We start from the raw sequence: 26,956 nt of genomic DNA on the forward strand, positions 1-26,956 counted from the left end.
CGCCATTCCCGTACGAGGAGCAACCGACATGCCCGAGCTGAACCTTCCCGACGGCTTCGACGTCACCGACCCACGGATGTACGGCAAGCGCGTTCCCCTGGCAGAGTTCGCGCAGCTTCGCCGCTGCGCGCCCGTGTGGTGGAATGCGCAGGAACCGGGAACTGGTGGTTTCCACGACGGTGGCGCTTGGGTAGTGTCGCGGCACGCGGACGTGCGTGATGTGTCGTTGCGTTCGGAGGAGTTCTCCAACAACGTCAACGGGTGCGTCCCGCGACACGAGGACAACATCACCGCCGAAGAATTGGAAGTCAGTAAATACGTTCTGATCAACAAGGATGCGCCCGAGCACACCCAATTGCGCAAGTTGGTAGCGCGCCTGTTCACACCCCGGTCCGTCGAAGCGATGCGGGCCGGACTCGACGAGCGAGCAGAAGAGATCGCGAAAGCGGCAGCGGCTTCCGGCACCGGCGATTTTGTTCGGCAAGTGGCCAGTGAGCTACCGATGCAGGCGATCTCGGACCTGATCGGAGTTCCGCAAGAGGCTCGGCGGCAGCTCTACGAATGGTCGAATCAGATGACCGGATACGACGACGAATCCATGGCCGGGGAGTCCAGAATGGCGTCGGCGCAGATTCTCGGGTACGCCTATCAGCTTGCCGAGGCGCGTCGAGCCGAACCGCTCGACGACATCATTTCGCGATTGGTGCACGCGGACGTGGACGGTGAGGCCCTCACGCCGGAACAGTTCGGCTTTTTTGTCATCATGTTGGCGGTTGCGGGCAACGAGACCACGCGTAATGCAACAACACTCGGGATGATGGCGTTCATGCAGCACCCGGAGCAATGGGAACTCTACAAGCGTGAGCGCCCCCGCACAGCGGCTGACGAGATCATTCGCTGGGCATCGCCGTTGACGTCGTTTCAACGGACGGCGTTGGTGGACACTCAGATTGCCGGAACTCCGATTCTGAAGGGGCAGCGAGTTGTGCTGCTGTACGGTTCGGCGAACTTCGACGAATCTGCCTTCGAGAATCCGGACGTCTTCGATATCCTTCGTGATCCCAATCCGCACTTGGCTTTCGGTGGTACCGGACCGCATTACTGCGTCGGCGCCAACCTGGCCCGGATGGAGATCGACTTGATTTTCAACAAGATCGCCGACCACATGCCGGACATCAGCAAGCTCGGCGATCCCAGCCGGTTGGCATCCGGATGGATCAACGGAATCAAGGAGTTCACGGTCGATTACGGCAACAACTCTGCGTGTCCCGTGGAGCACTGAACCGTGTACGCCGGGCGGATGACGCTCGCAGGACCGATGCGTCAACTCGGTCAGTTCTACAAAATGGGCGCAGACGTTGCGGTGGGACTGGTGCGCACTCGCTTTCAGATGCAGGAGTTTCTCGAGCAAAGTTGGATGATCGCGCGGGTATCGCTGGTGCCGACAGTCCTGGTGGCAGTGCCGTTCACGGTTCTGGTGAGCTTTACTCTCAACATTCTGCTGCGCGAGATTGGTGCTGCCGACCTCAGCGGCGCCGGAGCGGCCCTCGGCGCCGTCACCCAGGTCGGGCCAGTGGTCACCGTCCTCATCGTGGCAGGGGCCGGAGCCACCGCCATTGCCGCAGACCTCGGGTCACGGACCATTCGCGAGGAGATCGACGCGATGGAAGTGCTCGGGATCGATCCGATCAACCGCCTGGTAATACCCCGGGTTGTCGCGTCGACGGTTGTGGCGTTGCTGCTCAACGGACTGGTGTGCGTCATCGGCATCACCGGCGGCTACATCTTCTCGGTGTTCCTCCAAGGCGTGAATCCCGGTGCCTTTGTCGACGGCATCACGTTGCTCACCGGACTACCCGAAGTTGCCTTGTCGATGGTGAAGGCCGCACTGTTCGGAATGCTCGCGGGGTTGGTCGCGTGTTACCGGGGCCTGTCCGTCCGCGGTGGTCCGAAAGGTGTGGGTGAAGCGGTCAACGAGACCGTGGTTTACGCATTCATGGCGCTCTTCGTGGTCAACACCATCGTGACCGCGGTGGGTATCCGGCTGACGGCGGGGTGAGCGGCGTGGCACTGGCGGAACTCGGAAAATTCGGGGCGACCCGAGCGCGGATGGCCCGGCTGTCGCGGTCCGTCGACGATGTCGGACGGCAAGCGGTGTTCTTCGTCCGAGCTATTGCCTTCATCCCCTGGGCGCTGCGCAAACACCCGAAGGAGGTCTTGCGTCTTGTCGCTGAGATCAGCATGGGTACCGGTGCGTTGGCATTGATCGGGGGTACCGTCGCCGTTGTCGGGTTCCTGACGCTGGCATCGGGCGGAACCATCGCGATTCAGGGCTTCAGTTCGCTGGGAAACATCGGTGTCGAGGCGCTCACCGGATTCTTTTCCGCGTTCATCAACGTGCGCATTGCCGCGCCGGTCATCGCGGGAATCGGGCTGTCCGCAACCATCGGCGCCGGTTCGACCGCGCAGATCGGTGCGATGCGCATCAGTGAGGAAATCGATGCCCTCGAAGCCATGGCGATCAGTTCTGTTCCGTACGTGGTGAGTACGCGAATCGTGGCCGGGATGCTCGCCATTCTGCCGCTGTACTCGTTAGCGCTCGTCGGGTCGTTTCTCGCGGGGCGGTTCACCACGGTCGTTCTGTTCGGTCAATCGTCCGGGCTCTACGACCACTACTTCACGACCTTTCTCGATCCGGTCGACGTCGCGTGGTCCTTTGTTCAGGTTCTGGTGATGGCGTTGCTGGTCATGCTGATTCACACCTACTACGGCTACAGCGCGGTAGGTGGGCCATCGGGGGTGGGCACCGCCGTCGGACGGGGAGTTCGACTGTCACTGATCTGTGTCGTGGCGGTGACCCTTCTGGTGTCGCTCGCCCTGTACGGCGGTTCCGGCAACTTCAACTTGTCCGGATAAGGGGGAGCGCGCGTGGAGAGATACGGATACAAACTCGCGGCACTAGGCTTGGTGTGCGCGATTGTTGCCGTCGTGGCACTGGCGGTCGCGTCGTTCAATCAGTCGTTCACCATGCGAGTTCCGGTGACAGTTGTTGCCGAGCGGGCCGGCCTCGTAATGGATCCGGGGGCGCGAGTGAAGATGGCCGGCGTGACCGTCGGGTCCGTCGAATCGATCACACCGGCCGACGACTCCACCGCGACGTTGTCCCTTCTTCTCGACCCGGATGCGCTCGAGTCGATTCCGGCAAACGTCGATGTCACGATCACCTCGAATACAGCTTTCGGAGCGAAGTTCGTCAGCATGTCGCCGCCTGCGGATCCCAGTGTCGAGCGATTGACGGCCGGCGCCACCATCGAGGCGGATCACGTGACCGTCGAAATCGATACGGTATTCGAGAAGCTGACGGCAGTCCTGCGAACGGTGGATCCCGGGAAACTCGATTCGACGCTCGGGGCGATTTCGACCGCGTTGCAAGGTCGCGGGGAAAGGTTGGGCGTAGCGCTCGGGAAGGTCGACGCATCGCTGGCCGAATTCAACAGTGCCGGTTCTTCTTTCGACGACGTTCTCGCGGACCTGCCGATCGTGTCCGAGACCTATCGGGCGGCTGTGCTCGATCTGATGGACACCCTCGGCTCGCTCACGATCACCGGCACCACTGTCCTCGACGAGCAACAGAATCTCGATCTGCTGCTACTCGACGTCATCGGGTTGGCGCGCACCGGCGAAGATGTCCTCGGTACCAATGCCGACGGTGTCGACACAGTCCTCTCGCTCATGCGGCCCACCACCGAACTCCTCGAGGAATACTCGCCGGTGATTCCGTGCATGTTCCACGGACTCGAGGAGAGCAAGGCAATCGGCGACGGTGCGTACAACGGGCAGTCGGGAATCAAGATGTCGATCGGATTGATTGCAGGCACCGAACCGTATCGCTACCCGGAAGATCTGCCGAAGGTCGCGGCAACCGGTGGACCGCAATGCATGGGACTTCCGTTGCGCGATCCGAATGTCAACGCGCCCTACCTGGTGACGGATACGGGTGTGAATCCCTTCGAGCCGGAGCGTCAGTGGAACGGCGGCCAGCCGATAGATGACATGCCGAGCCTGCTCGGCTACCTGTTCGGAACGGAGATTCGATGAAGCGGCGCGGCTACGGTGTCAAATTCGGCATCTTCGTGGCAGTGATGCTGCTGGTCAATGCCGGACTCGTCCTGGTCTTCGGGCAGATGCGAGGAGGCGACGAGCATAGTTACGCAGCCCAATTCGTCAATGTTTCCGGGCTGAAATCCGGCGACAAGGTGCGGATCGCGGGGGTGCCCGTGGGAACCGTGGGTGCCGTCGATTTCGGCGGCGACCACCTTGCACACGTGAAGTTCACCGTCGATTCGGCGGAAACTCTGACGGAGCAGACTCGGGCGGCCGTGCGCTATCAGGACCTCGTAGGCAACAGGTATCTCGAATTGCTCGACAATCCAGGCGCCGCTCAGCCCTTGGCTGTGGGTGCGACCATCCCCACGACGCGAACGGCGCCGGCCCTGGACCTCGACGCGCTGCTCGGCGGATTCAAACCGTTGTTCCAAGCGCTCGACCCGACTCAGGTCAACGCTCTGTCCCTGTCGCTGCTCGAAGTGTTCCAAGGCCAGTCCGGGACAGTCGCTTCGGTGCTCGCCCATACTGGATCGATCACCAACACGCTCGCCGATCGTGATGCGCTCATCGGCAGGGTCATCGACAATCTCGACGGTGTCCTGAGTGAAGTACGAGGGCGAGGCGGTCAATTCACCGAGACGCTCGATCATCTGCAAAATCTGGTGAGCGGACTCGCGTCGGACAAGGAACTGATCGGCACGTCGGTGACGAGTATTGATACCGCTGCACAGACTTTCGCAGATCTGTTGGCCGGGGTCAGGCCAGACATCAGCGGCACTCTGTCGCAACTCGACCAGAGCCTGGACCCGCTGGTCGAGCAACAAGGCGAACTCGACCGAATCCTCGCGTCGATGCCGTCGAACTATCGACAACTGATCCGAGTCGGTGCCTACGGATCCTTCTTCAATTTCTATCTCTGCGGGATCGCGCTGAAAGTCGACGGCGCCGACGGCATGCCGATGACGGTCGACTTGATCGACCAGACGACCGGAAGGTGCGCACCACGATGAGAGAGATGGCTCAGAAGCAGGCGGTGCGAGTAGGCGTCGTGGGGATGGTGATGACCGCGTCGGTAGTGCTGGCGTCACTGCAGTATCAGGATCTGCAGTTCGTGAAGAACGGCGTGACCTACAGCGCGGTATTCACCGACGCAAGTGGTGTGGCTGCCGGTGACGAGGTAAACGCGGCCGGGGTGAAGATCGGTACCGTCGACCGAATTGCTGTCGAACAAGGCCGGGCCCGCGTTGATTTCACGCTCGACGGTTCGGTCACTCTGGGGGAGAGTACGTCGGCGGCGATCACCACGATGTCCCTGCTCGGTAAACGTGCCGTCTCGCTCGATCTCGGCGGGAGCGGCCGGATTCCCGTCGGCGGACAGATACCACTCGAGCGCACCCGATCGGCGTACTCGTTGCCCGACGTACTCGGTGACCTCACCACCACGGTCGAGGACATCAACCTCGACCAATTGTCCGCGTCGTTGGACGAGGTCGGCGCAGTGATGACGGACAGCGCGCCCTCTCTGCGGCCCGCGCTCGACGGGGTTGCCCGGCTGTCGGACAGTATCAACCGCCGCGACGAGACGTTGAAGCTTCTGCTCGCAGATGCAAACCACGTTGCCGGACTCCTTGCCGAACGCGGACCGCAGGTCAACTCGCTTCTTGTCGACGGCGATGCGCTACTGGGTGAGTTGGTCCGCAGGCAGGATGCGGTGGGCAACGTCATCACCGACATCTCGGCGGTCTCCATCCAGCTCAGTGGGTTGGTACACGACAACGAAGCGCAGTTGAGCCCGGTCCTGAGCAAGCTCGACACGGTGCTCGGGATACTCCAGAAGAACAAGGACAACCTGGCCCAGGGCATCGACGGCCTCGGAACGTATGTGGGAACGCTCGGCGATACCGTCGCGAGCGGACCGTTCTACTACTCGTACATCCAGAACCTTCTTCCCGCCCAGTACACCCAACCGTTGATCAACGCGATTGTCGGGCTTCCGCCTGCGCCGCTACCGATTCCGGAGGTTCGCTGATGGTCGTGAAGCGTTGTGTGGGTGCCGCAGTCGTGCTCGCGCTGGCTGTGGCGGGATATTTTGTTGTTCAACACTTCCGGTATTACTCGGTGACCGCCTACTTTGCATCGACGACGGGACTCTACGTCGGTGACGATGTCCGTGTCGTGGGCGTCGACGTCGGTCGGGTGACCTCGATAACCCCACAGGGGGAGAAGATGCGGGTCGAACTCGAACTGGCCCGATCGGTCCCCGTCGCAGCGGACGCACACGCAGTGATCGTTGCTCAGTCGTTGGTCTCGGCCAGGTTCGTCCAGCTGACCCCGGCGTTGACGGAGGACGGAGGAGACGCTTTGGCTCCGGGGGCGGAGATCGGAATCGACAGAACCGCTGTACCTGTCGAGTGGGATCAGATCAAGGAGCAATTGGGCCGGGCGGCAGACGCATTGGGGCCGTCCGACACGACCCGAGGGTCAGCGGCTGAATTCCTCGACGCCGCCGGTACCGCCTTGGCTGGGAACGGTGAGGCGTTGGGACGTTCGATCACGGAACTGTCTGCGGCCATGAGCACTTTGAACGAGGCCGGCGGAGATCTGTTCGGGACGATCCGAGGCCTGCAGACCTTCACTACGGCGCTGGCAGCAAGCAACGAGCAGATAGTGAGCTTCCAGGGACGTTTGGCAACGGTGACCGGTCTGTTGGCGGACAGTCGTACACAGTTGGCACCTGCCTTGGTCGACCTCGATGCGGCGATCGGCGATGTCCACCGATTTGTCGACCAGAATCGGAGCGGACTCAGCGAACAGGTGAACACATTGGCCGACGTCACCCAGGTGCTGGTGGACAAACGCGACGGGCTCGAAAAGCTTCTGCATCTGGCGCCGACGGCGTTGTCGAACTATTACAACGTGTATCGGCCGGCTCAGGGAGCAATGGTCGGGGTGCCTGCCTTCCAGAACATCGGCAACCCCATCGACTTCATCTGCGGCGCCATCGCGGGACTCGCAAACGAAACCTCCGAGCAAGGTTCGCAATTGTGTGCCGAGTACCTCGGGCCGTTCCTGAACACCGTCAGAGCGAACTATCCGGATCTGAACATCAATCCGACTCGAGCGCTCGGTGCGGCGCCGGATCAGTTGGTGTACAGCGAACCGGATTTGAAACCGGCACCGTCGCTCCCGAGCGTGAGTGTCCCCACCGGGCTGGGTCAATTGCTGATGCCGGAGGTAGGGGCACGATGATCCGGAAAATCTGTTGCGTCGGAGTTGTCGTGCTTGCGTCCGGCTGCGCATGGAACGGTCTGAATTCGGTACCGCTGCCCGGTGCGGCCGGCCGGGGCGCCGACAGCTTCTCCGTTGTCATCGAGATGCCAGACGTCACGTCGATCAGTCCCAACTCACCGGTGATGGTCAACGATGTGACGGTTGGCAGTATCAGTGCCATTACCTCGGACAATTGGCACGCGCGAGTGACAGTGTCGCTCGATGGTTCGGTGGTGCTGCCGGCCAACGCCACGGCCAAGATCGGACAGACGAGCTTGCTGGGTTCCAAGCATGTTGCCTTGGCGCCGCCGATCGGCGTCGAACCGCAAGGAACACTCGGGGAGGGTTCAGTCATTCCTCTGGCGTCTGCCGGTGTGTACCCGACGACGGAGGAAGCTCTGACAGCGCTGTCGATTGTGCTCAACGGCGGTGGACTCGCGCAGATTCACACCATCACCACCGAGCTGAACAATGCTCTCGGCGGACGCACCGGATCGGCACGCGACCTACTCGCACAGATGGACACATTGACCGGGACTCTGGACCGGCAACGCGTCGCGATGGTGACCACGATGGAGAACCTGGATGTGTTCGCGGGGGAGATCAACGCGCAACGCGACGTACTGCGGCAGGCGCTCGACGTGCTGGCTCCCGCATTGGCGGAACTGGAGGATCAGCGGACAACCTTGACTACCGCCCTCGATTCCGTGGGCAGATTCGGAGACGTCGGCACCGATCTGGTCAACCGCACGCGAGATGATCTGAGCGCAAATCTTGCGGCACTCGAGCCGACATTGCAGCAGGTTGTCGCGGCAGGTCCGGATCTGATCAACAACCTCGGAAACCTGAGTACCTTCCCGTTCCCCCAGACCACCATCGACGACGGAATGCGAGGCGATTACACCAATTTGTGGGCCCTGATCGACCTCACCACCAACCGATTGCAATCCGGACTTGGTTTCGGCACTCCGTTCGGTGCTCCGCAGACTGGCAGCGTCCCGGTCGATCCGATGACTGCCCCGCTGAACAGGGCGGTCGATGCGGAGGAGGGCGGACGATGATCCTCACCAAGCTTGTTCGCCGACAGTTGGTGATCTTCGCGATCCTCGCCGTCATCGGCATGACGGTGGCCGCGATCGCGTACCTCCGCGTTCCTACGATGCTGGGTATCGGGCGCTACACGGTGACGCTGGAATTGCCCAATGCCGGTGGGCTGTACCGCAACGCGAATGTGACATACCGCGGTGACACCATCGGTCAAGTCCGATCGGTGCAGCTCCACCCCGGTGTCGTGAAAGCCGAATTGTCCTTGCAGAGTTCAGTTCCCGTGCCGAGTTCCGAATTGGTGGCGGCCGTGCGTAGCGTATCGGCGATAGGGGAGCAGTACGTGGATCTGCAGCCGACTACCGCGGACGGCCCGTTCCTTGCCGACGGCGACGTGATCGGCGCCGAGTCCGCAGTGATATCTCAGGAGATCGGGCCCGTTCTCGATCAGACACAGGCATTGCTCGACTCCGTCCCTCAGGACAAACTGCGCGCGGTCATCGACGAGTCCGCCGCGGCATTTGTCGGCGGCGGCGAAGATCTTGCGAGACTGCTGGATTCGACCACATCGTTTGTCGATCAGTTGTCAGACGCCACCACTCCCGCGACCACTCTCGTGCAACAACTTGCCCCGCTTCTCGAGACCCAAGTTGTCACGGGAGACCAGATCCGGTCATGGGCGTCGAGCATCGCCAGGGTGAGTGGGCAGTTGGAGATTGCCGACGAGACGATACGCAACATCATCGCGACGGGACCGGGATTTGCGACCGAAGCGGAACTCTTGTTCCAGGATCTACGGCCCACCCTGCCGGTTCTCCTGGCCAACCTGACCAGTACCGGGCAAGTTGCACTCACCTACAACGCGTCACTCGAACAGGTGCTGGTGATACTGCCGCCGCTTGTTGCGGCCCAGGAAACCGTCGTGCAACGCGGGCAGGCCGACGGCGCCGCCAACGTCAATTTCCATCTGCAGGCTCAAGACCCGGCGGCCTGCTCCACCGGATACCTACCGGCGGACCAACGCCGAGACCCGACTGAAACGAGCGTTCCGGATACTCCGGCCGACTTGTTCTGCAAGGTACCGGCGGATTCGGTTTTTGCGGTGCGGGGTTCGCGGAACATCCCGTGCATGGAAGTTCCCGGTAAGCGGGCGCCGGACCCGGTGACGTGCCGTAGCCCGGAACCGTATGTGGCTTCGGGTACCAACGCTCCCGACGAGCTGTATACCGGGCCGGACGGGATTATCTACGGGCACACCGATATCGGAAAGGGTGATTCGTGGCAGCAGTTGTTGGCGACACCGAATCCCTGACGACCGAGGAGGTTTCGCGGCATCTAGGCACGCGCGGACGCGTGCTTGTCGCGGTGGTCGTTGCAGGTTTGGCGGCAGTAGTGGTGACAGGCGCTGTGTCGATGCGCGCCGATCATGCCCGCGATGCTCATCGGCAGGAACTGGTAGAGGGGGCGGCGGCGGGAGCACTGGCGTTGATCGACATTCACGTCGACACCGTGGACGCGGATGTGGCGCAATTGCGTGCGCTCAGCACAGGAGAGTTTGCGGAGGAGTTGGTGGGCGAGTCCGGTTTCGTCGACGCGATCCGTTCCGCATCGGTGAACTCCGACGCAAGGATCGATGCTGCCGCACTGGCGTCCGAGACCGGGTCGTCGGGGGTAGTGCTGATTGCCGCCTCGGCTCAGGTCGCCAATTCTGCGGGCGAGACGACCTCGCGTACGTATCGACTGCGCATCGGTGTCGAGGACGTCGACGGGAAAATCCTGACGTCGAGTGTGGAGTTCGTACCGTGAGGCGGGCAATATCTGTTTCGCTCATGGCGGTTCTCGTGATCGTCGCGGGTGCACTGCTCTGGAAACACCGCGACGCCGCTGCACTCGAGTCGGTGAGAGCGGACGCGATGGCGCAGGCACCCGGTCTGGTGGAGGACTTGCTCACGTACACCAGTGAAACGGTGGACAGTGACCTCGCCGTCGCCGCTGACGCAGCTACCGGAACCTTCAAGGAGGAATTCGTCGAGTTTATTGCGACTGCCGTTGCGCCCCAGTCGAAAGCGCAGGGAATCAGTACCAGAGCACGGGTTGTGGATGTCGGGTTGCTCGGTGCTGCACTCGATCACGTCGAATTGCTGATGTTCGTCGATCAGATCACCACCAGTTTTGCGCAGCCCGCACCGGCGTCGAGTTCGAGTCGGGTGCAGGTCACCGTCGAACGCGTCGGTGATCGATGGTTGGTGGGTGAGCTGACACCGATCTAGGTACTGCTCGGATTGTCGTGGCCTGCCATGATCAGCTTCGCGGTGATCTCGAGGCGATCCGCTATCTGCGAGTACGACTCGTATCCCATTCCCGCTCGCACCAATGCGCCTGACCAGGCGATTTCCAGCGCTTCCAGGACGTCCGCGTCATGTTCCGGTCCCAAAGCCTCGACCAGGCGTTCGCGAATGTTCTTCCCGATCCGGGCGCGAAGATGTTCGACGTCCGGATCGTCGGCCATCATCGCGGTCGTGACCGCTGCTGCGAGTTCCGGTTCATCGGACACCAGGAGTGCAACACTGCGCAGGACCGAACAGACCTGAGTCTCGCGGGCGTTGTCTGTCTTGGCCTCGTGGGGGAGCGCAGCGAGGCGACGCCAGAACAGTTCGGCGACAAGGTGGCTCTTGGACGAGAAGTAGGTGTACGCCGTTGCCGGCGCGACCCCTGCTTCGCCCGCGACCATACGGATTGTCAGGTCGGAGAACCCGTGGGTACGCAGGACGGCAATCGCTGCGGTAGTCAAGCGATCGACAGTTTCGGCCTGTTGCCCCGACAGGCGCCGACGGGTGGACTCGAAGTTGGCCTTACCAGACATGTGTCCAGACACTACGGGAGTCGGAGACGACGTGCGCGGTGTGGGTCGTGGAGTCAGGCTTTCCCGAGCCCGTCGGCAATTCCCTTGTCGAGCTGTTCGACCATGGCGGCGCTCAAGGACGAGAGTTGTGCGACCTGGCTGTCGTCCAGGCCTTCGAACACCAGAGCCTGGACCAATCGGACGTGCCCCGGCGCCGCTTCTATCACCTTGGACATCCCGGCATCGGTGAGCACCGCGTTGGAGCCGCGGCTGCCGCGGATCACTTCACGCTTGACCCAACCGGCCTTCTCCATCTTCGTGACGACATGGGACAGGCGCGAGAGCGACGCATTGGCCTGCTGTGCCAGGAGGGACAGTTGAAGCTTTCGATCGGGTACTTCCGACAGTGCTGACAGCACGAAGTACTCGAAATGTGTTAGTGCTGAATCACGTTGGAGCTGGGTGTCAAGAGCTGCCGGTAAGCGGGTCACCAGCGAGATGAGAGTGCGCCAGGCCTGCTGCTGCTCGGTGGTGAGCCACTTGGTCTGAAGCGGCGACTCGGCCTGGCCGTTCGATCCACTCATCGGTCTTTACCCCTTCGCTGCCCGTTCTGTACCAGTACAGAGTTGCAGACGGGTGTCCAGTCGGTGCAGGCAGGGAATAGTTGCGCGTTTCAAGTGTTGAGTTCTATATTAGGTTGAACCTTCAACTTAAAACTATTCGGTGAAATTCTGAGGAGCCGCTATGTCCGCCACCACTATGCCCGCGCTGTATCTCAGCCACGGTGCCCCGCCGCTGGTGGACAGCGCTCTCTGGGTGAAGCAACTCGGCGCGTGGGCCGGTAACCTGCCCCGGCCGACAGCAATCCTGATCGTGTCGGCTCACTGGGAATCCGCACCGCTGACCATCGGATCGACCACCACGGGAACCCCGCTGATCTACGACTTCGGTGGATTCCCCGAGCGGTTCTACCGCGCTCGGTACAACTCCCCGGGTGCTCCGGACCTGGCCGCACAGGTGGCAGCGTTGATGCCCGACAACGAACAAGTTGCCGCGCAACCCAACCGTGGCCTCGATCACGGCGCCTATGTTCCGTTGACGGTCATGTACCCGGATGCAGACATCCCGGTGCTGCAGATCTCCCTGCCGACATTGGACCCCGAACGTCTGCTGCACCTCGGTCAACGTTTGCGTCCGCTGCGTGAGCAGGGCGTGTTGATCGTGGGATCCGGGTTCACGACCCACGGTCTGCCCTTCCTGCGCGACCCGTCGCCCGAGGCGAAAGCTCCGGGTTGGTCCGCCGAATTCGACGCCTGGGCCGGGGAGCGGTTCGCGGCAGGCGACGTCGATTCGCTCATCGACTTCCGCGCGCAGGCGCCCGGTATGCCGTACGCACACCCGACGATCGAGCACTTCGCGCCGCTGTTCGTCACTCTCGGTGCGTCGTCCGATCCGGAGCAGGTACCCACCCAGGTCATCGACGGTTTCTGGATGGGTCTGGCGAAGCGCTCGATTCAGGTCGCCTGAAGGCTCGGTTTCGGCAGCGTCAGTTGCGGCTGCGGAGCAACTCGAGTGCCTGATCGCCGTGCGTGCTCGCGCGGAATTCGCTCGAGATGACCTTCAGGACGGTTCGATCCGTGTCGATCACGAACGTGGACCGTTTGACCGGCATCAACTTGCCGAGCAGTCCGCGCTTGACGCCGAACTGTTCGGCAACGGTGCCGTCGGTGTCGGCGAGCAGGGGATAGTCGAAGGACTGGGCGGCCGCAAACGTCGATTGCGCCTCGACGGTGTCGGTGCTGATGCCTGCGCGTGCGGCGCCTACCTCTGCAAATTCCTTACCGAGATCGCGGAAGTGGCACGCTTCCGCGGTGCACACCGGCGTTGAAGCTGCGGGATAGAAGAACAGGACCAGTGGTCCATTCTCCAGCAGGCTGGTCAGCGAACGGGGCGCTCCGTTCTGATCGGGCAGAGTGAAATCGGGAGCAAGCTGACCTGGTTTCATTCGGCTGAGGTTACCCGCGAACGAGGCCCGCACGGGTGAGCCTGGGATGATGGAGTCATGCACGGCGAGCCCACCTCCAAGTCCGCACCCTCGTCCGACACCGCGATTGTCGATGCGGCGTCCGATTCCACCACCACGCGAGAGCAGTTCCACGCTCTCGCCGCCGAGCATCGGGTAGTTCCGGTGACGCGAAAAGTGCTGGCGGACTCCGAAACTCCGCTCTCGGCTTACGAGAAGCTGGCCGGGAACCGTCCGGGAACCTTTCTTCTCGAATCCGCGGAGAACGGCCGGTCGTGGTCACGATGGTCCTTCATCGGCGTCGGTAGTCCTGCCGCACTGACCGTCATCGACGGCGAAGCCGCGTGGTACGGCAACGTCCCCGCCGGCGCACCGTCCGGTGGCAATCCTGTCGACGCACTCGGCGCCACCCTCGAACTGCTGCGCTCGGAGCGTCTGCCGGACCTACCGCCCCTCACCGGCGGGATGGTCGGATTCCTCGGATACGACGCCGTCCGGCGCCTCGAGAACGTGGGCAACTCGGCCGTCGACGACCTGCAGATCCCCGAGATGGTGATGCTGCTGGCCGCGGACATTGCCGCCGTCGACCATCACGAGGGGGCGATCACGCTGATCGCCAACGCAGTCAACTGGGACGGCACCGATGCGCGGGTCGAGGAGGCGTACGACGACGCCGTCGCTCGCCTCGACGCGATGACTCTGGCACTTGCCGCGCCGGCGCCGTCGACAGTGTCCGTGTTTGCCAAGGTCACCCCGAACTATCGACGCCAGCGCACGACGGAGAGCTTCGGCGTCGACGTGAAGAAGCTGATCGGCGACATCGAGGCCGGTGAAGCATTCCAGGTAGTGCTCTCCCAGCGATTCGAGATCGACTGCACCGCAGCACCTATCGACGTGTACCGGATGTTGCGGGCGTCGAACCCCAGTCCGTACATGTACCTGCTCAACGTTCCGAACGCCGACGGTGAGACCGCGTTCTCCATTGTCGGGTCCAGCCCCGAAGCGTTGGTTACCGTCTCGGAGGGCGTTGCAACCACTCACCCGATCGCCGGAACCCGGTGGCGCGGTGCCACCGAGGAAGACGACATCCTCCTCGAGAAGGATCTCCTCGCGGACGAGAAGGAAAACTCCGAGCACCTGATGCTGGTCGATCTCGGACGCAACGACCTCGGACGTGTCTGCCGGCCCGGCACGGTCAAGGTGCACGATTACCGCCACATCGAGCGATACAGCCACGTCATGCACTTGGTCTCGACCGTGACCGGGCACCTGGCCGAGGGTAAGCAGGCGCTCGACGCGGTCACGGCGTGTTTCCCGGCGGGAACACTCTCGGGTGCGCCCAAGGTTCGAGCGATGCAGTTGATCGAAGAACTCGAACCCACCCGCCGCGGGGTCTACGGCGGCATCGTCGGGTACCTGGATTTCGCCGGTGACGCCGACACCGCGATCGCGATCCGCACCGCTCTCGTCAAGGACGGCATCGGGTACGTCCAAGCCGGCGCGGGCATCGTCGCAGACTCCGATCCGGTCTACGAGGACACCGAGGCGCGGAACAAGGCAATGGCGGTGCTCAGTGCGATCGCGTCGGCCCATACGTTGCGCACCATCGGAGGTGAAGGTAAGTGAGCGAACAGGCTTCGAGCCCCGGCACAGGCACCGACTCGCCGACACCACGTTCCGGCCGCAGTACCACGGTGCTGACCACGCTGCTGCTGTGTTTCGCTGCGGTTGCGCTGTGGGGAAGCTCACGGATGACATGGGTACAAGTAACCTCCAGTGACGGTAAGACATTGGCGCGCACCACGGATCTCGACGGTGGTACGTGGGCTGCGGCGATGACTCCGCTCGCCCTCACGCTTCTTGCCGCGGTTGCGGCGTCGTTCGCGGTCCGTGGGTGGGCGGTCCGAGTGGTCGGCCTGTTGGTGGGATTGGTCGGCATCGGCGTGGCCGTTCCAGCGGTTCAGCTGTTGGTTTCGGGAGCAGACGCGGACCGTGCCGCAGATCTCGCCGAACTGTCCTCGCACCTCGAAGAGGTTTCCGCCGAGTCATCGGTGTTGCCGCCGCTGCTTGCGCTCGTGGGAGCCGTTGCCGCGCTTGCTGCCGGTGTTCTGCTCATGCGTAAACCCAAGGCGCGTGCCGGCCTCTCGTCGAAGTACGACAACCCCGCAGCTCGCCGTGAGGCAGCGGCCAAGCTCGGGCAGGGAAACAAGGAATTACCCGACGAGCCTGTGACACAACGGATGCTGTGGGACGCGCTCGACGCCGGAGAGGATCCGACGCTTGACACCGACGGCGAGAAACCTGACGCTGACGGCGGTGAGCCGGGCTCTGACGCCGACGGCAATGAGCCGGGCAAGGATTCACGATCGTGACCTCGATTACGTCCGAACGCCCACGCGCGTGGGTACCCGGGCGGAGTAGCAAAAAATCGCCCAACTAGGCTGACACCACCCCGATGACGTATCTCACATCGGGCACTTGCCCAGAAAGGATTCGGGCCACGATGACCGTACTCGACTCGATTCTCGACGGGGTGCGCGCTGATGTCGCCGCCCGCGAAGCCGTACTCGACTTCGCTGCAGTCAAGGCTGCCGCGGCCACTGCACCCCCCGCTCTCGATGCTGTAGCGGCACTTCTGGAACCGAGCATCGGCGTCATCGCCGAGGTGAAGCGAGCAAGCCCGTCCAAGGGTGCGCTCGCCGACATCGCAGACCCCGCCGAGTTGGCGGCCGCCTACCAGGCGGGCGGCGCTCGAATCATCAGCGTTCTCACCGAAGAACGTCGCTTCCACGGTTCGCTCGCCGATCTTGATGCCGTCCGCAAAGCAGTCACCATTCCGGTGTTGCGTAAGGATTTCATCGTGGGTCCGTACCAGATTCACGAGGCACGCGCGCACGGTGCCGACGTCATCCTCCTGATTGTCGCGGCACTCGAGCAGCAGGCGCTTGCCTCACTGATCGATCGCACCGAATCCTTGGGAATGACAGCTCTGGTCGAGGTGCACACCGAGGAAGAAGCCAATCGCGCGCTCGAGGCGGGGGCCAAGGTCATCGGCGTCAACGCTCGCAACCTCAAGACCCTCGAGGTCGACAAGAACACCTTCGGTCAGATCGCCCCTGGCCTGCCGACCGAAACCATCAAGATTGCCGAGTCCGGCGTTCGCGGCACCGCCGATCTGCTGGCGTACGCCGGCGCAGGGGCAGACGCCGTCCTGGTTGGTGAGGGCCTCGTGACCAGCGGTGATCCGCGTAAGGCCGTTGCGGATCTGGTGAACGCCGGAGCGCATCCGTCCTGCCCTAAACCGTCACGCTGAATCGCATCACCGCTCGGGAGCAGTTTGCCTGCACCCGAGCGGTGACATTTGCCCGTACCCGGGCGGTGACAGGCGACACGCTCGAGGCAGACTGGAGGGGTGACTTCACGTACTCAGGGACCAGTCTTCAAGGGCGGCAATCTGCCGCCGGCCAGTGCCGGACTTGCCGAGCGCACCACTCATGATCCGGACGCCGGAGGGCATTTCGGTGTCTACGGCGGACGGCACGTGCCCGAGGCGCTCATGGCGGTTATCGAGGAAGTTACCGCCGAATACGAGAAGGCCCGCAGCGACGACGCTTTCCTGAATGAACTCGATCGACTGCAGCGCGATTACACCGGCCGGCCGTCGCCGATCTTCGAAGCAACGCGCATGAGCGAATACGCCGGCGGCGCTCGCATCATTCTCAAGCGTGAAGATCTGAACCACACCGGTTCTCACAAGATCAACAACGTTCTCGGCCAGGTACTTCTGGCCAAGCGAATGGGCAAGACACGTATCATCGCCGAGACCGGAGCGGGACAGCACGGCGTCGCCTCGGCCACTGCCTGCGCGTTGCTCGGCCTCGAGTGTGTCATTTACATGGGTGCGGTCGATACCGAGCGTCAGGCCCTGAACGTCGCCAGGATGCGTCTGCTGGGCGCCGAGGTCATCTCGGTCGAAACCGGTTCGCGCACACTCAAGGATGCGATCAACGAGGCTCTCCGCGATTGGGTTTCCCACGCGGACGACACTTACTACTGCTTCGGTACCGCTGCCGGCCCGCACCCGTTCCCGACCATCGTGCGTGATTTCCAGCGGGTCATCGGTCTCGAGGCACGCGCTCAGGTTCAGGCACTGACCGGGCGTCTTCCCGACGCCGTCACCGCTTGTGTAGGTGGCGGTTCCAACGCCATCGGCATCTTCCACCCCTTCATCGACGATCTGTCGGTTCGGCTGGTCGGTTACGAGGCAGCCGGCGACGGCGTCGAAACCGGTAGACATGCAGCAACATTCGCCGGCGGAACGCCGGGTGCATTCCAAGGTGCGTACTCGTACCTGCTGCAGGACGAGGACGGCCAGACCATCGAATCGCATTCCATCTCTGCAGGTTTGGACTATCCGGGTGTCGGTCCGGAACACGCCTACCTCAACGACATCGGCCGGGCGACGTACGAACCCGTCACCGATTCCGAGGCAATGGATGCGCTCCTTCTACTCTCACGGCGTGAAGGCATCATCCCGGCCATCGAATCCGCGCACGCGGTCGCCGGCGCATTGCGCCTCGGCAAGGAACTCGGTGAAGGCGCCATCATCGTCGTCAACCTGTCCGGTCGTGGCGACAAGGACATGGATACTGCCGCGACCTGGTTCGGCCTTTTCGACAATGCCGACCAGACTGCAGGCCAGAACAACACGGAAGGCTCGGACAAGTGAGCGAACGACCATCACGCCTCGCATCCACTTTTGCGGCATGCAAGGCGGAAAACCGGGCTGCGCTCGTCGGATACCTGCCCGCGGGCTATCCGACGGTCTCCGAATCCATCGACGTCTTCAAGACGATGGTCGACGGCGGCTGCGACATCATCGAGGTCGGGGTCGCGTACTCAGATCCGGTGATGGACGGGCCGACCATCCAGCGTGCCGCTGAAACCGCCCTCAGCAACGGCGTCCGCCTGCGCGACATCTTTACCGTCGTCGAGCAGATCAGCTCGGTCGGTGGCAAGGCCGTTGTCATGACGTACTGGAACCCGGTCATGCAGTACGGCATCGACAAGTTCTCCCGCGACCTCGCTGCTGCCGGTGGACTCGGACTGATCACCCCCAACCTCATTCCCGACGAGGCCGCCGACTGGATGGAAGCTTCCGAGAAGCACCACCTCGATCGGATCTTTCTCGTGGCACCCTCGTCCACCGAAGAGCGTCTGGCAATGACACTCGAGGCGAGCAGCGGGTTCGTGTACGCAGCCTCCACGATGGGTGTGACCGGAGCCCGCGACGCGGTCTCGTCGATGGCACCAGAGCTGACCGCGCGGATTCGCGCACACTCCGATATCCCGGTCGGTGTCGGGCTGGGTGTTCGCTCCGGCGTGCAAGCCGCAGAAATTGCAGCCTATGCCGACGCGGTGATCGTCGGATCCGCGCTGGTCTCGGCTGTGGAGAACGGACTCGGAGCTGTCCGCGCCCTCACCGAAGAACTCGCTGAAGGCGTCCGCTCAGCTAACGTGGCGTCGTGACGTCAACTGTTGAACTACTGGCCTACATTCCCAGCCCTCCACAAGGCGTCTGGTACGTCGGACCCGTAGCACTGCGCGCCTACGCGCTCTGCATCATCGCCGGAATCATCGTCGCCATCGTCTGGGGCGACCGGCGGTGGGTCGCGCGAGGCGGCGAGAAGGGCACTGTTCTCGATATCGCAGTCTGGGCCGTGCCGTTCGGCCTGATCGGTGGCCGGCTGTACCACGTGCTCACCGACTGGCCGCAGTATTTCGGTGAAGGCGGCACACCGATCGACGCACTCAAAGTGTGGAACGGTGGGCTCGGAATCTGGGGCGCGGTCTTCCTCGGCGGCGTCGGCGCGTGGATCGGATGCCGTAGACGTGGAATCCCCGTCGCGGCGCTGGGTGACGCGATCGCGCCCGGTGTGCTGCTGGCGCAGGCGATAGGCCGGCTCGGCAATTACTTCAACCAGGAGTTGTACGGTCGCGAAACGACCGTGCCGTGGGGCCTGGAGATCTTCCATCGCGTGAACTCGTCAGGTCAGACCGACGCGTTGTCCGGTGTCTCCACCGGCGTCGTCGAGAAGGTCGTGCATCCCACCTTCCTGTACGAGGCCGTGTGGAACGTCCTCATCGTGATTGTGCTTGTCGTGGTCGACCGTCGATTCAAGATCGGTCATGGGCGTCTGTTTGCCCTCTACGTGGCGGGCTACTGCGCCGGGCGGTTCTTCGTCGAACTCATGCGCGACGATCCGGCATACGAACTGGCAGGCATTCGCGTCAACTCCTTCACCTCGGTGATCGTGTTCGTGGCGGCCGTTGCGTACTTCCTACTGGCGAAGAAGGGTCGTGAAGATCCTTCCGAACTGAAGTCGAAGGACTACGTCGACAACACGGCTGTCGACAACACGCCTGTCGACAACACGCCTGTCGACAACACGGCTTCGGATGTCTCCGTCAGTGGGACCGACTCGAATGACGCGGTCGGAGCGTCGAAGGCGGCTGATTCAGCCGGTACAGACGGAAAACCGGACGTTGATCTGAAGAAGCCAGACAAACCATGATCGGTTCGCATCGCACCCAGTTCGAGGTATAAAGATCACTTGCCTCAACGAATTGCCGGACCGTCGTCGACCCGAAGGAATGTACGTTGCCTGACTTGAACAAGAATCCGGATCCCGCACAGTCGGGGGACTCCTCGGGCTCGCAGTCTGCGGTTCCCCCGCAGTTCGGCTCACCTTTCGACTACGAGGCAACCGCTGATGCTTCCTTGAGCGAAACCACGGCGCCGACGGAGAAGACTCCGTCGACCGAAACGACGGGCACCGGTCCTGGCTGGGACACCTACGCAGGAATGGGTAACGGCCCGGGCTGGGGGAGTCATCCGATTTATCCGCCGCCGGCGGGGACGGAGCCCACCACGGCGTTCTCGGCTGCATCGGATCCCACGGCTGCGAACCCGACGGCTGCCTACCCGGTTGCGGACCCTACGCCGCCGAACTACGCGCCGCCGAACTACGAGCAGCCGACTCAGCAGCAGCCGTTTCAGCAGCAGAGCTATCCACCTCCCGCCGACGGTCCGGTGTACGGCGTCCCCGCTGACCAGAGCGCAAATCCGTACGCAGCGCCGCCGGTTCAGGGGTACACCGCTCCGCCGCAGACACCCGGTTACGGGCAGCAGCAGCCCTATGCGCAGCCGTATGGTTTTGTCGACCCGTCGGCGCCGTTCGGTCGTGATCCATTCACCGGACAGCCCTTGTCTGACAAGTCGAAGGTGACAGCCGGTCTACTCGGTATTCTGCTCGGCGCATTCGGCGCCGGTCGGTTCTATCTCAATCAGCCCGGTACTGCGATTGCACAGATCGCGGTTACCTGGTTGACGTGTGGAATCGGTGGTATCTGGCCCTTGATCGATGGAATCATGATGCTGACAGGCAGTGTGAAGGACAAATACGGGCGACCACTCCGCAGCTAGTTTCGTCGATGATTTCACCGTGGCACCCCGACATCGGGGTGCCACGGTTTTTTCTGTCGCAACCTGCACATACCGGTTGTAAACTGACCCTTGCCGGTTGCGGGTTCGTGTGGCGGCCCCGCATGGTGGAGGGCACGCATGCTGTTTTCTCAAATGCCTGGTCAGGAGGGGCTCTACAACCCCGATCAGGAAGCAGGTTCGTGTGGTGTCGCCGTTGTCGCTGACATCTACGGCAGACGCTCTCATACGATCGTGCGAGACGGCTTGTCTACGCTGCGCAAGCTGTCCCATCGCGGCGCCATCGGAGCGGATTCCGCCACCGGTGACGGGGCAGGGATTCTCGTTCAGCTGCCCGTCGAACTGTTGAGGGCGACCACCGACTTCGTGTTACCGGATGTAAACGGGCGTGGTGAGAATAGGTTTGCGGCCGGTATCTGCTTTCTTCCGCCGGCGGCGCAGCCCCGGCGTCGTGCATTCGAGCGGATCGAGCGGTGTGCATGCACGGCGGGATTGTCGGTACTCGGCTGGCGAGAGGTTCCCGTCGATTCGGGGGTCCTGGGCGCTGCGGCAACGGACTGTGCGCCGTACATCAGTCAGTGCTTTGTCGCGGACACGAAGGCAGGCTCGGGGGGTATCGCTTTGGATCGCCGTGTCCTCGAGTTGCGCAAGCAGGCGGAACGGATCACGCCAGACGTTGTAGAAGAGGGTTCCGGCCTCTACTTTCCGTCGTTCTCGGCGAGAACGATGGTGTACAAGGCGATGGTGACGCCGTCTCAGTTGACGCAGTTCTACCCGGACCTGGTGGATGAGCGGATGTGTAGCGCGCTAGCCGTCGTGCACAGCAGGTTCTCGACCAACACGTTTCCGTCGTGGACGCTGGCGCAACCGTTCAGATTTGTGGCTCACAACGGTGAGTTCAATACCATTGTGGGAAACAGAAATTGGATGCGTGCGCGCGAGCCGCTACTACGAAGTGAACTCTTCGGCGGTGCCCTGGACAGCCTGACGCCGATCTGTACCCCAGGGGTGTCGGATTCTGCGTCGTTCGACGAGGTGCTCGAGTTGTTGTCCCTCGGCGGGCGAAGTGTGCCCCATTCCGTGGTGATGATGATTCCGGCTGCCTGGGAACAGGATTCATCGATGTCGCCAGAGTTGCGGGCGTTCTATCAGTTTCATTCGTGCCTGATGGAGGCATGGGACGGGCCGGCCTCGGTGACGTTCAGTGACGGAACCGTGGTGGGAGCCGTCCTCGATCGTAACGGTCTTCGGCCAGGGCGCTGGTGGCGCACTCGGGCGGGTCGGGTCGTATTGTCCAGCGAGAGTGGTGTGTTCGATGTGCCGCCGACCGACGTGATCGCCAAGGGGCGCCTCGAACCCGGTCGAATGTTTCTGTTGGACACGTCGCGACAGCGAATTGTTCCCGACGACGAGATCAAGACCGAGTTGGCGGATGCGGCACCCTACGGGCGCTGGCTCGACGCCAACCTCACCCTGGTCGGCGACATCCCTGATTCGCCTGGAGTCCGCGGCGACCCAGAGGTGTTGATCCAACATCAGCAGATTTTCAGGTACACGGCGGAAGACCTCAGTGTTGTTCTGACGCCGATGGCCGCCACAGGCCACGAGCCGGTGGGGTCGATGGGAACCGACACGCCACTGGCGGTGCTCTCCGAGCGTCCCAGACTGCTGTACGACTACTTCGTTCAACTGTTTGCACAGGTCACCAATCCGCCGTCGGATGCGATTCGCGAGGAAGTTGTCACGACGCTATCGGTGGTTCTGGGCTCCGAACAGAATCTCCTCGACCCGAACGAATCGTCGTGTAGCCGAACCCTGGTGCACAGGCCAGTTGTGTCCGGGGCCGAACTGGCGGAGATCGCCCGCGTATCCGCCGCGCCTGTGACGACGCTACACGGTGTGTTCGGCATCGCCGGCGGCGGAAACGGTCTGGCAGCGGCGCTCGACAGGCTCCGCGGCGAGGCCAGCGCGGCGGTGGACGACGGGTGCCACATTCTGATCATCTCCGATCGAAGGTGGGACCGTGCCCACGCCCCGATTCCGTCGTTGCTCGCGGTTGCCGCAGTTCATCACCATCTCGTTCGGACTCATCAGCGAAGTAAGGTTTCGTTGATCGTCGAGACCGGTGATGCTCGGGAGATTCACCACTGCGCAGTGTTGCTCGGGTACGGCGCTGCTGTTGTCCACCCGTATCTGGCACTCGAGTCGGTTGCGGAATGTGGCCTCGGCGGGGTGGATTCATGTACTGCGGCGACGCGTTACCTGGATGCGGCAAATCAAGGCGTACTCAAGGTGATGTCGAAGATGGGAATCTCGACTGTCCAATCTTATACCGGTGCACAGGTATTCGAGGCTATCGGGCTCAGTGCACAACTTGTCGGTGAGTATTTCTGTGGCACGACCAGCAAGCTCGGTGGCATAGGCCTGGCGGAGATTGCCGAGGACGCGTTGGTGCGCCATGCCGCCGCGCTGGCGGGTCGACGCCAACTCGAGTTCGGCGGCGAATACCACTATCGCCGAGATGGTGAGATGCATGTTTTCACACCGGAATCGGTGTTCTTCCTCCAACATGCCACACGATCCGGGCGCGCCGACGTGTTCCGTCGGTACAGCGACGAGGTCGATCGCAGCGGCGCGCAGGGCGGAACCTTGCGTGGGCTTCTCGGTTTCCGAACCGGAGTTCGGCCCGCAATCTGCATCGACGACGTGGAGCCTGCCGAGGCGATTCTGCGCCGATTCAACACCGGCGCCATGAGTTACGGTTCGTTGTCCGCGGAAGCCCACGAGACGATGGCAATGGCGATGAATGCCATGGGCGGGCGATCCAATTCGGGGGAGGGCGGTGAGGATTCGGATCGCCTGTACGACCCCGCACGTCGTAGCGCCGTAAAACAAGTTGCCAGTGGTAGGTTCGGCGTGACCAGCGATTATCTGGTCAGTGCCAGCGATATTCAGATCAAGATGGCGCAGGGAGCCAAGCCGGGTGAAGGTGGACAACTGCCGGGCAGCAAGGTGTATCCGTGGATTGCCCGGACTAGATATTCGACGCCGGGCGTCGGCCTCATCTCGCCGCCTCAGCATCACGACATCTACTCGATCGAGGACCTCGCCCAGCTGATCTACGATCTGCGCCAGGCCAACAACAGGGCCAGGATTCACGTCAAACTCGTCAGCGCCGTCGGCGTCGGAACCGTCGCAGCAGGCGTTGTCAAAGCGCATGCCGATGTCGTGCTGATTTCCGGCCACGACGGTGGCACCGGTGCGGCCGCGTTGACGTCGATCGAGCACGCCGGGACACCATGGGAACTCGGGCTCGCGGAAACTCAGCAGACGTTGGTGCTCAATGGGTTACGGGAAAGAGTTGTACTCCAATGCGACGGTGGCATGCGCACGGCACGTGATGTTGTCGTGGCAGCGCTACTCGGCGCGCAGGAATACGGATTCTCGACGGCGCCGTTGATCGCCGCCGGGTGCGTCATGATGCGAGTGTGTCATCTCGACACCTGCCCGGTTGGGGTTGCGACGCAGAATCCCGAGTTGCGCGCGCGGTTCACCGGACGTCCCGAGTACATCACGAGTTTCTTCCGCTTCATCGCCGACGATGTGCGGGAGATACTGGCCGAGATCGGATTTCACAGCCTCGACGAGGCAGTGGGGCGCGCCGACCTGCTTATGCCCTGCACCGAAACCGTCAATCGAAAGAGCCGTCACTTGAACCTGGCGCCGCTCCTGTCGGTTCCGGTTCCGATACGGCGCGGCGACGCCCTGGCTGCGCGACCCGGCGCCGGTGATCTCAACACGATGCTGGTCGAGCGTGCAGCAGACGCGCTCCACAACGCGACACTCGTCCGGATCCACTGCCCCGTCCACACCGGGGACAGGGCAGTGGGTACGGCCCTCGGAGCCGAGGTGACCCGGAGATACGGGGCACAAGGACTGCCGGACAACACCATTGTCGTGCGACTGCACGGAACGGCCGGGCAGTCGCTTGGTGCATTCCTGCCGAGAGGGATCACACTCGACTTGACCGGCGACGCCAATGATTATGTGGGAAAGGGCCTTTCGGGGGGGCGCATAGCGCTCCACCCCGACGCTGATGTCGGCTTTCGCCCTGAAGAACAAGTGATTGCCGGCAACACGCTCTTGTACGGGGCCACGGCTGGAGAACTGTTCGCGCGTGGCCGGGTGGGAGAACGGTGTGCTGTGCGCAATTCCGGCGCCGACGCAGTTGTCGAAGGGGCCGGTGATCACGCGTGTGAGTACATGACCGGCGGCCGGGTGGTGATTCTCGGGGCAACGGGCAGAAATCTCGCAGCGGGAATGTCGGGCGGAATCGCATTTGTACTCGACGCCGATCCGAGCAACGTGAACCTGACGTCGGTGACGTTGCAGGAACCGACATCCGACGATCTCCAGTGGTTGAACATGATGATCACCGCTCATGTCGAATGGACGAGATCCTGCGTCGGGGCTCGCCTGCTTGCACACTGGTCGCGTGAGTCCGGGCGATTCACCAAAGTGATGCCGGTGGACTACGAGCGAGTAATCGAGGCACAAGGACTGGCAGGGGCTGACGTTGCGCAGCCCGGCGACATTCTGACGGAGACGGCCAGTGCCTGATCCGCGGGGTTTTCTCGGTCCCGCTCGCGCGTCGACGCCGATGCGCCCGGTGTCGGAGCGAATAGCGGACTGGCAGGAGGTCTACGCCGAGCTTCCCTCTGATCAGCGCAAGAGCGAGGTGTCCGAACAGGCATCGCGCTGCATGGATTGCGGAATCCCGTACTGCCATGCTGGTCTGTCGGGGTGCCCGCTGGGGAATCTGATCCCGGACTGGAATGATCTTGTGCGGCGAGATGACTGGTCCCTTGCCGCGGACCGATTGCACGAGACCAACAACTTCCCGGAGTTCACCGGACGGCTGTGTCCAGCGCCGTGTGAAACGGCCTGCGTACTTGCTCTTTCCAGTCATCTGAGCAGCGGAAGCGTGGCAATCAAGCGCATTGAAGCGGCGATTGCCGACACCGCTTGGGAAATCGGTTCGGTGCGCCCGCAGATCCCGTCCGCAAGCTCCGGTGCCGAGGTGGCCATCGTCGGATCGGGGCCTGCGGGACTCGCTGCAGCGCAACAGCTCACGCGAGTAGGTCACCGAGTCACTGTGTTCGAGCGGCATGACCGCATCGGCGGGCTACTGCGATACGGCATCCCCGATTTCAAGATCGCGAAGCATCACATCGATCGTCGACTGGATCAGATGCGCGCCGAGGGCACCGAGTTCGTGACGGAGTGCGACGTGGGGGCCGACCTCGCGGCGAGTGAGCTCCTCTCGATCCACGACGCTGTTGTTCTGGCAATCGGGGCCGGGAGAGCGCGTGATGTCGACGTGCCGGGGCGCGAGCTGATCGGCGTTCATCCGGCGATGGACTATCTCGTTCCTGCCAATCGTGAATGCGCCGGCGACGGGCCGAGCGGGATCAGTGCAGCCGGTAAGAACGTCGTCATTATCGGCGGCGGTGACACCGGTGCCGACTGCCTCGGGACAGTTCATCGGCAGGGAGCTGCGTCGATAGTCGAACTGGATTACCACGAGCAGCCCCCACTCGAACGTGACGACACCTCGGATCCGTGGCCGCTCTGGCCGTTGGTACTGCGCAGCGCTCCTGCTGACGCGGAGGGGGGCGTGCGTGAGTTCGAGGTAGCAGCGCAGGAATTCGTGGGTGAGAGTCACGTCCAGGCCGTACGTGTCACGCCCGTTCGGGTGTCTCGGGACGCCAGTGGTCGACGAATTGCCGAACCGGTGGGGGCTGCGTTCGATGTGCCGTGTGACCTTGTGTTTCTTGCCGTCGGATTTCTGGGCGTCGAACGCAGCGGCTTGCTGCGCGGCTTCGGGCTCGAGCCGAGTTCGCGAGGGGTGATTGCGTGCGGACGTGACTGGCAAACGTCGTGCCCTGGTGTCTTCGTGTGCGGAGACGCACACCGGGGTGCTTCGTTGGTGGTCTGGGCTGTTGCCGAAGGGCGCTCGGTTGCGTGCGCGGTCGATCGGTATCTGACTGGGGCGTCGACGCTTCCGTCTCCGGTACATCCCGGTGCGTTGCCACTCGTAATTAGGAATCGAAACTGAATCGAGTAAGAACAAAAGGTGCACGTCGGACGCGCCGGATAGAAGTGC

Annotated in this window: 24 protein-coding genes; 21 read left to right on the forward strand and 3 right to left on the reverse strand. The window is 62.7% G+C overall.

Annotated elements, in window-relative coordinates:
• Positions 1–28 precede the first annotated feature (28 nt).
• From ACFRFQ_RS22055 to ACFRFQ_RS22105, 11 genes are read left to right on the forward strand one after another with little or no spacing between them, the layout of a single operon-like run.
• Entirely contained in the window at positions 29–1,282 is a 1,254-nt protein-coding gene (locus ACFRFQ_RS22055) for a cytochrome P450 (RefSeq protein ID WP_378662252.1), read from the forward strand.
• An 18-nt stretch (positions 1,283–1,300) separates the two neighbouring features.
• A complete protein-coding gene (locus tag ACFRFQ_RS22060; RefSeq protein ID WP_378662254.1) occupies positions 1,301–2,059 on the forward strand; it encodes an MlaE family ABC transporter permease in 759 nt (252 codons plus the stop codon).
• Positions 2,060–2,064: 5 nt separating this feature from the next.
• Positions 2,065–2,916, forward strand: a complete 852-nt coding sequence (locus tag ACFRFQ_RS22065) for an MlaE family ABC transporter permease (protein ID WP_378662256.1) — start codon at positions 2,065–2,067, stop codon at positions 2,914–2,916.
• 12 nt (positions 2,917–2,928) lie between these two features.
• The gene (locus ACFRFQ_RS22070; protein WP_378662259.1) at positions 2,929–4,098 is read left to right on the forward strand and encodes an MCE family protein; all 1,170 of its coding nucleotides are present in this window, start codon (positions 2,929–2,931) and stop codon (positions 4,096–4,098) included.
• Positions 4,095–5,117, forward strand: a complete 1,023-nt coding sequence (locus ACFRFQ_RS22075) for an MCE family protein (protein WP_378662262.1) — start codon at positions 4,095–4,097, stop codon at positions 5,115–5,117. Before ACFRFQ_RS22070 ends, ACFRFQ_RS22075 begins: the two co-directional genes overlap by 4 nt.
• On the forward strand, positions 5,114–6,136 hold the full coding sequence (locus tag ACFRFQ_RS22080; protein ID WP_378662265.1) for an MCE family protein: 1,023 nt from the start codon (positions 5,114–5,116) through the stop codon (positions 6,134–6,136). The genes ACFRFQ_RS22075 and ACFRFQ_RS22080 overlap by 4 nt, the downstream gene beginning before the upstream one ends.
• Positions 6,136–7,356, forward strand: coding sequence for an MCE family protein (locus tag ACFRFQ_RS22085; RefSeq protein ID WP_378662268.1), 1,221 nt, complete (start codon positions 6,136–6,138; stop codon positions 7,354–7,356). Before ACFRFQ_RS22080 ends, ACFRFQ_RS22085 begins: the two co-directional genes overlap by 1 nt.
• The gene (locus tag ACFRFQ_RS22090) at positions 7,353–8,438 is read left to right on the forward strand and encodes an MCE family protein (protein WP_378662271.1); all 1,086 of its coding nucleotides are present in this window, start codon (positions 7,353–7,355) and stop codon (positions 8,436–8,438) included. Before ACFRFQ_RS22085 ends, ACFRFQ_RS22090 begins: the two co-directional genes overlap by 4 nt.
• Positions 8,435–9,733, forward strand: a complete 1,299-nt coding sequence (locus ACFRFQ_RS22095) for an MCE family protein (protein ID WP_378662274.1) — start codon at positions 8,435–8,437, stop codon at positions 9,731–9,733. The genes ACFRFQ_RS22090 and ACFRFQ_RS22095 overlap by 4 nt, the downstream gene beginning before the upstream one ends.
• Positions 9,700–10,227: a hypothetical protein gene (locus tag ACFRFQ_RS22100; protein WP_378662277.1), complete on the forward strand. Its 528-nt coding sequence runs from the start codon at positions 9,700–9,702 to the stop codon at positions 10,225–10,227. The genes ACFRFQ_RS22095 and ACFRFQ_RS22100 overlap by 34 nt, the downstream gene beginning before the upstream one ends.
• A gap of 23 nt (positions 10,228–10,250) precedes the next feature.
• Complete coding sequence (locus ACFRFQ_RS22105) at positions 10,251–10,691, forward strand: hypothetical protein (protein ID WP_378662280.1); 441 nt, start codon at positions 10,251–10,253, stop codon at positions 10,689–10,691.
• Here ACFRFQ_RS22105 and ACFRFQ_RS22110 read toward each other — a convergent pair.
• Positions 10,688–11,284 (reverse strand): TetR/AcrR family transcriptional regulator, encoded by a 597-nt coding sequence (locus ACFRFQ_RS22110; protein WP_378662283.1) that lies wholly within the window; start codon positions 11,282–11,284, stop codon positions 10,688–10,690. The genes ACFRFQ_RS22105 and ACFRFQ_RS22110 overlap by 4 nt on opposite strands.
• A gap of 53 nt (positions 11,285–11,337) precedes the next feature.
• On the reverse strand, positions 11,338–11,847 hold the full coding sequence (locus ACFRFQ_RS22115) for a MarR family winged helix-turn-helix transcriptional regulator (RefSeq protein ID WP_378662286.1): 510 nt from the start codon (positions 11,845–11,847) through the stop codon (positions 11,338–11,340).
• A gap of 160 nt (positions 11,848–12,007) precedes the next feature.
• Between ACFRFQ_RS22115 and ACFRFQ_RS22120 the strand changes: the two genes are divergently transcribed.
• A complete protein-coding gene (locus ACFRFQ_RS22120; protein ID WP_378662288.1) occupies positions 12,008–12,790 on the forward strand; it encodes a dioxygenase in 783 nt (260 codons plus the stop codon).
• Between the two features lie 19 nt (positions 12,791–12,809).
• On the opposite strand, the gene ACFRFQ_RS22125 is transcribed toward ACFRFQ_RS22120, so the two are convergent.
• Positions 12,810–13,268 carry a peroxiredoxin gene (locus ACFRFQ_RS22125; protein WP_378662290.1) on the reverse strand — a complete coding sequence of 153 codons (459 nt, stop codon included), beginning with the start codon at positions 13,266–13,268 and terminating at the stop codon, positions 12,810–12,812.
• Between the two features lie 57 nt (positions 13,269–13,325).
• Here ACFRFQ_RS22125 and ACFRFQ_RS22130 point away from each other — a divergent pair, with 57 nt between their 5' ends.
• The 9 genes from ACFRFQ_RS22130 (at position 13,326) to ACFRFQ_RS22170 (ending at position 26,908) form a co-directional block, all read left to right on the forward strand.
• Positions 13,326–14,912: an anthranilate synthase component I gene (locus ACFRFQ_RS22130; RefSeq protein ID WP_378662293.1), complete on the forward strand. Its 1,587-nt coding sequence runs from the start codon at positions 13,326–13,328 to the stop codon at positions 14,910–14,912.
• Entirely contained in the window at positions 14,909–15,658 is a 750-nt protein-coding gene (locus ACFRFQ_RS22135) for a TIGR02234 family membrane protein (protein WP_378662296.1), read from the forward strand. Before ACFRFQ_RS22130 ends, ACFRFQ_RS22135 begins: the two co-directional genes overlap by 4 nt.
• 131 nt (positions 15,659–15,789) lie before the next feature.
• Positions 15,790–16,599, forward strand: coding sequence for an indole-3-glycerol phosphate synthase TrpC (gene trpC / locus ACFRFQ_RS22140; protein ID WP_033230856.1), 810 nt, complete (start codon positions 15,790–15,792; stop codon positions 16,597–16,599).
• Between the two features lie 99 nt (positions 16,600–16,698).
• Positions 16,699–18,015 (forward strand): tryptophan synthase subunit beta, encoded by a 1,317-nt coding sequence (trpB, locus tag ACFRFQ_RS22145; protein WP_378662299.1) that lies wholly within the window; start codon positions 16,699–16,701, stop codon positions 18,013–18,015.
• The gene (gene trpA / locus ACFRFQ_RS22150; protein ID WP_378662302.1) at positions 18,012–18,815 is read left to right on the forward strand and encodes a tryptophan synthase subunit alpha; all 804 of its coding nucleotides are present in this window, start codon (positions 18,012–18,014) and stop codon (positions 18,813–18,815) included. Before trpB ends, trpA begins: the two co-directional genes overlap by 4 nt.
• The gene (lgt, locus tag ACFRFQ_RS22155; protein ID WP_378662304.1) at positions 18,812–19,861 is read left to right on the forward strand and encodes a prolipoprotein diacylglyceryl transferase; all 1,050 of its coding nucleotides are present in this window, start codon (positions 18,812–18,814) and stop codon (positions 19,859–19,861) included. The genes trpA and lgt overlap by 4 nt, the downstream gene beginning before the upstream one ends.
• Before the next feature lie 86 nt (positions 19,862–19,947).
• Positions 19,948–20,772: an NINE protein gene (locus tag ACFRFQ_RS22160; protein WP_378662307.1), complete on the forward strand. Its 825-nt coding sequence runs from the start codon at positions 19,948–19,950 to the stop codon at positions 20,770–20,772.
• A gap of 138 nt (positions 20,773–20,910) precedes the next feature.
• Positions 20,911–25,410: a glutamate synthase large subunit gene (gltB, locus tag ACFRFQ_RS22165; protein WP_378662310.1), complete on the forward strand. Its 4,500-nt coding sequence runs from the start codon at positions 20,911–20,913 to the stop codon at positions 25,408–25,410.
• Positions 25,403–26,908 (forward strand): glutamate synthase subunit beta, encoded by a 1,506-nt coding sequence (locus ACFRFQ_RS22170; protein WP_378662313.1) that lies wholly within the window; start codon positions 25,403–25,405, stop codon positions 26,906–26,908. The genes gltB and ACFRFQ_RS22170 overlap by 8 nt, the downstream gene beginning before the upstream one ends.
• Positions 26,909–26,956: the final 48 nt, after the last annotated feature.

This window comes from Rhodococcus sp. NPDC056743 (assembly GCF_042790355.1).
GTDB lineage: Bacteria > Actinomycetota > Actinomycetes > Mycobacteriales > Mycobacteriaceae > Rhodococcus_F.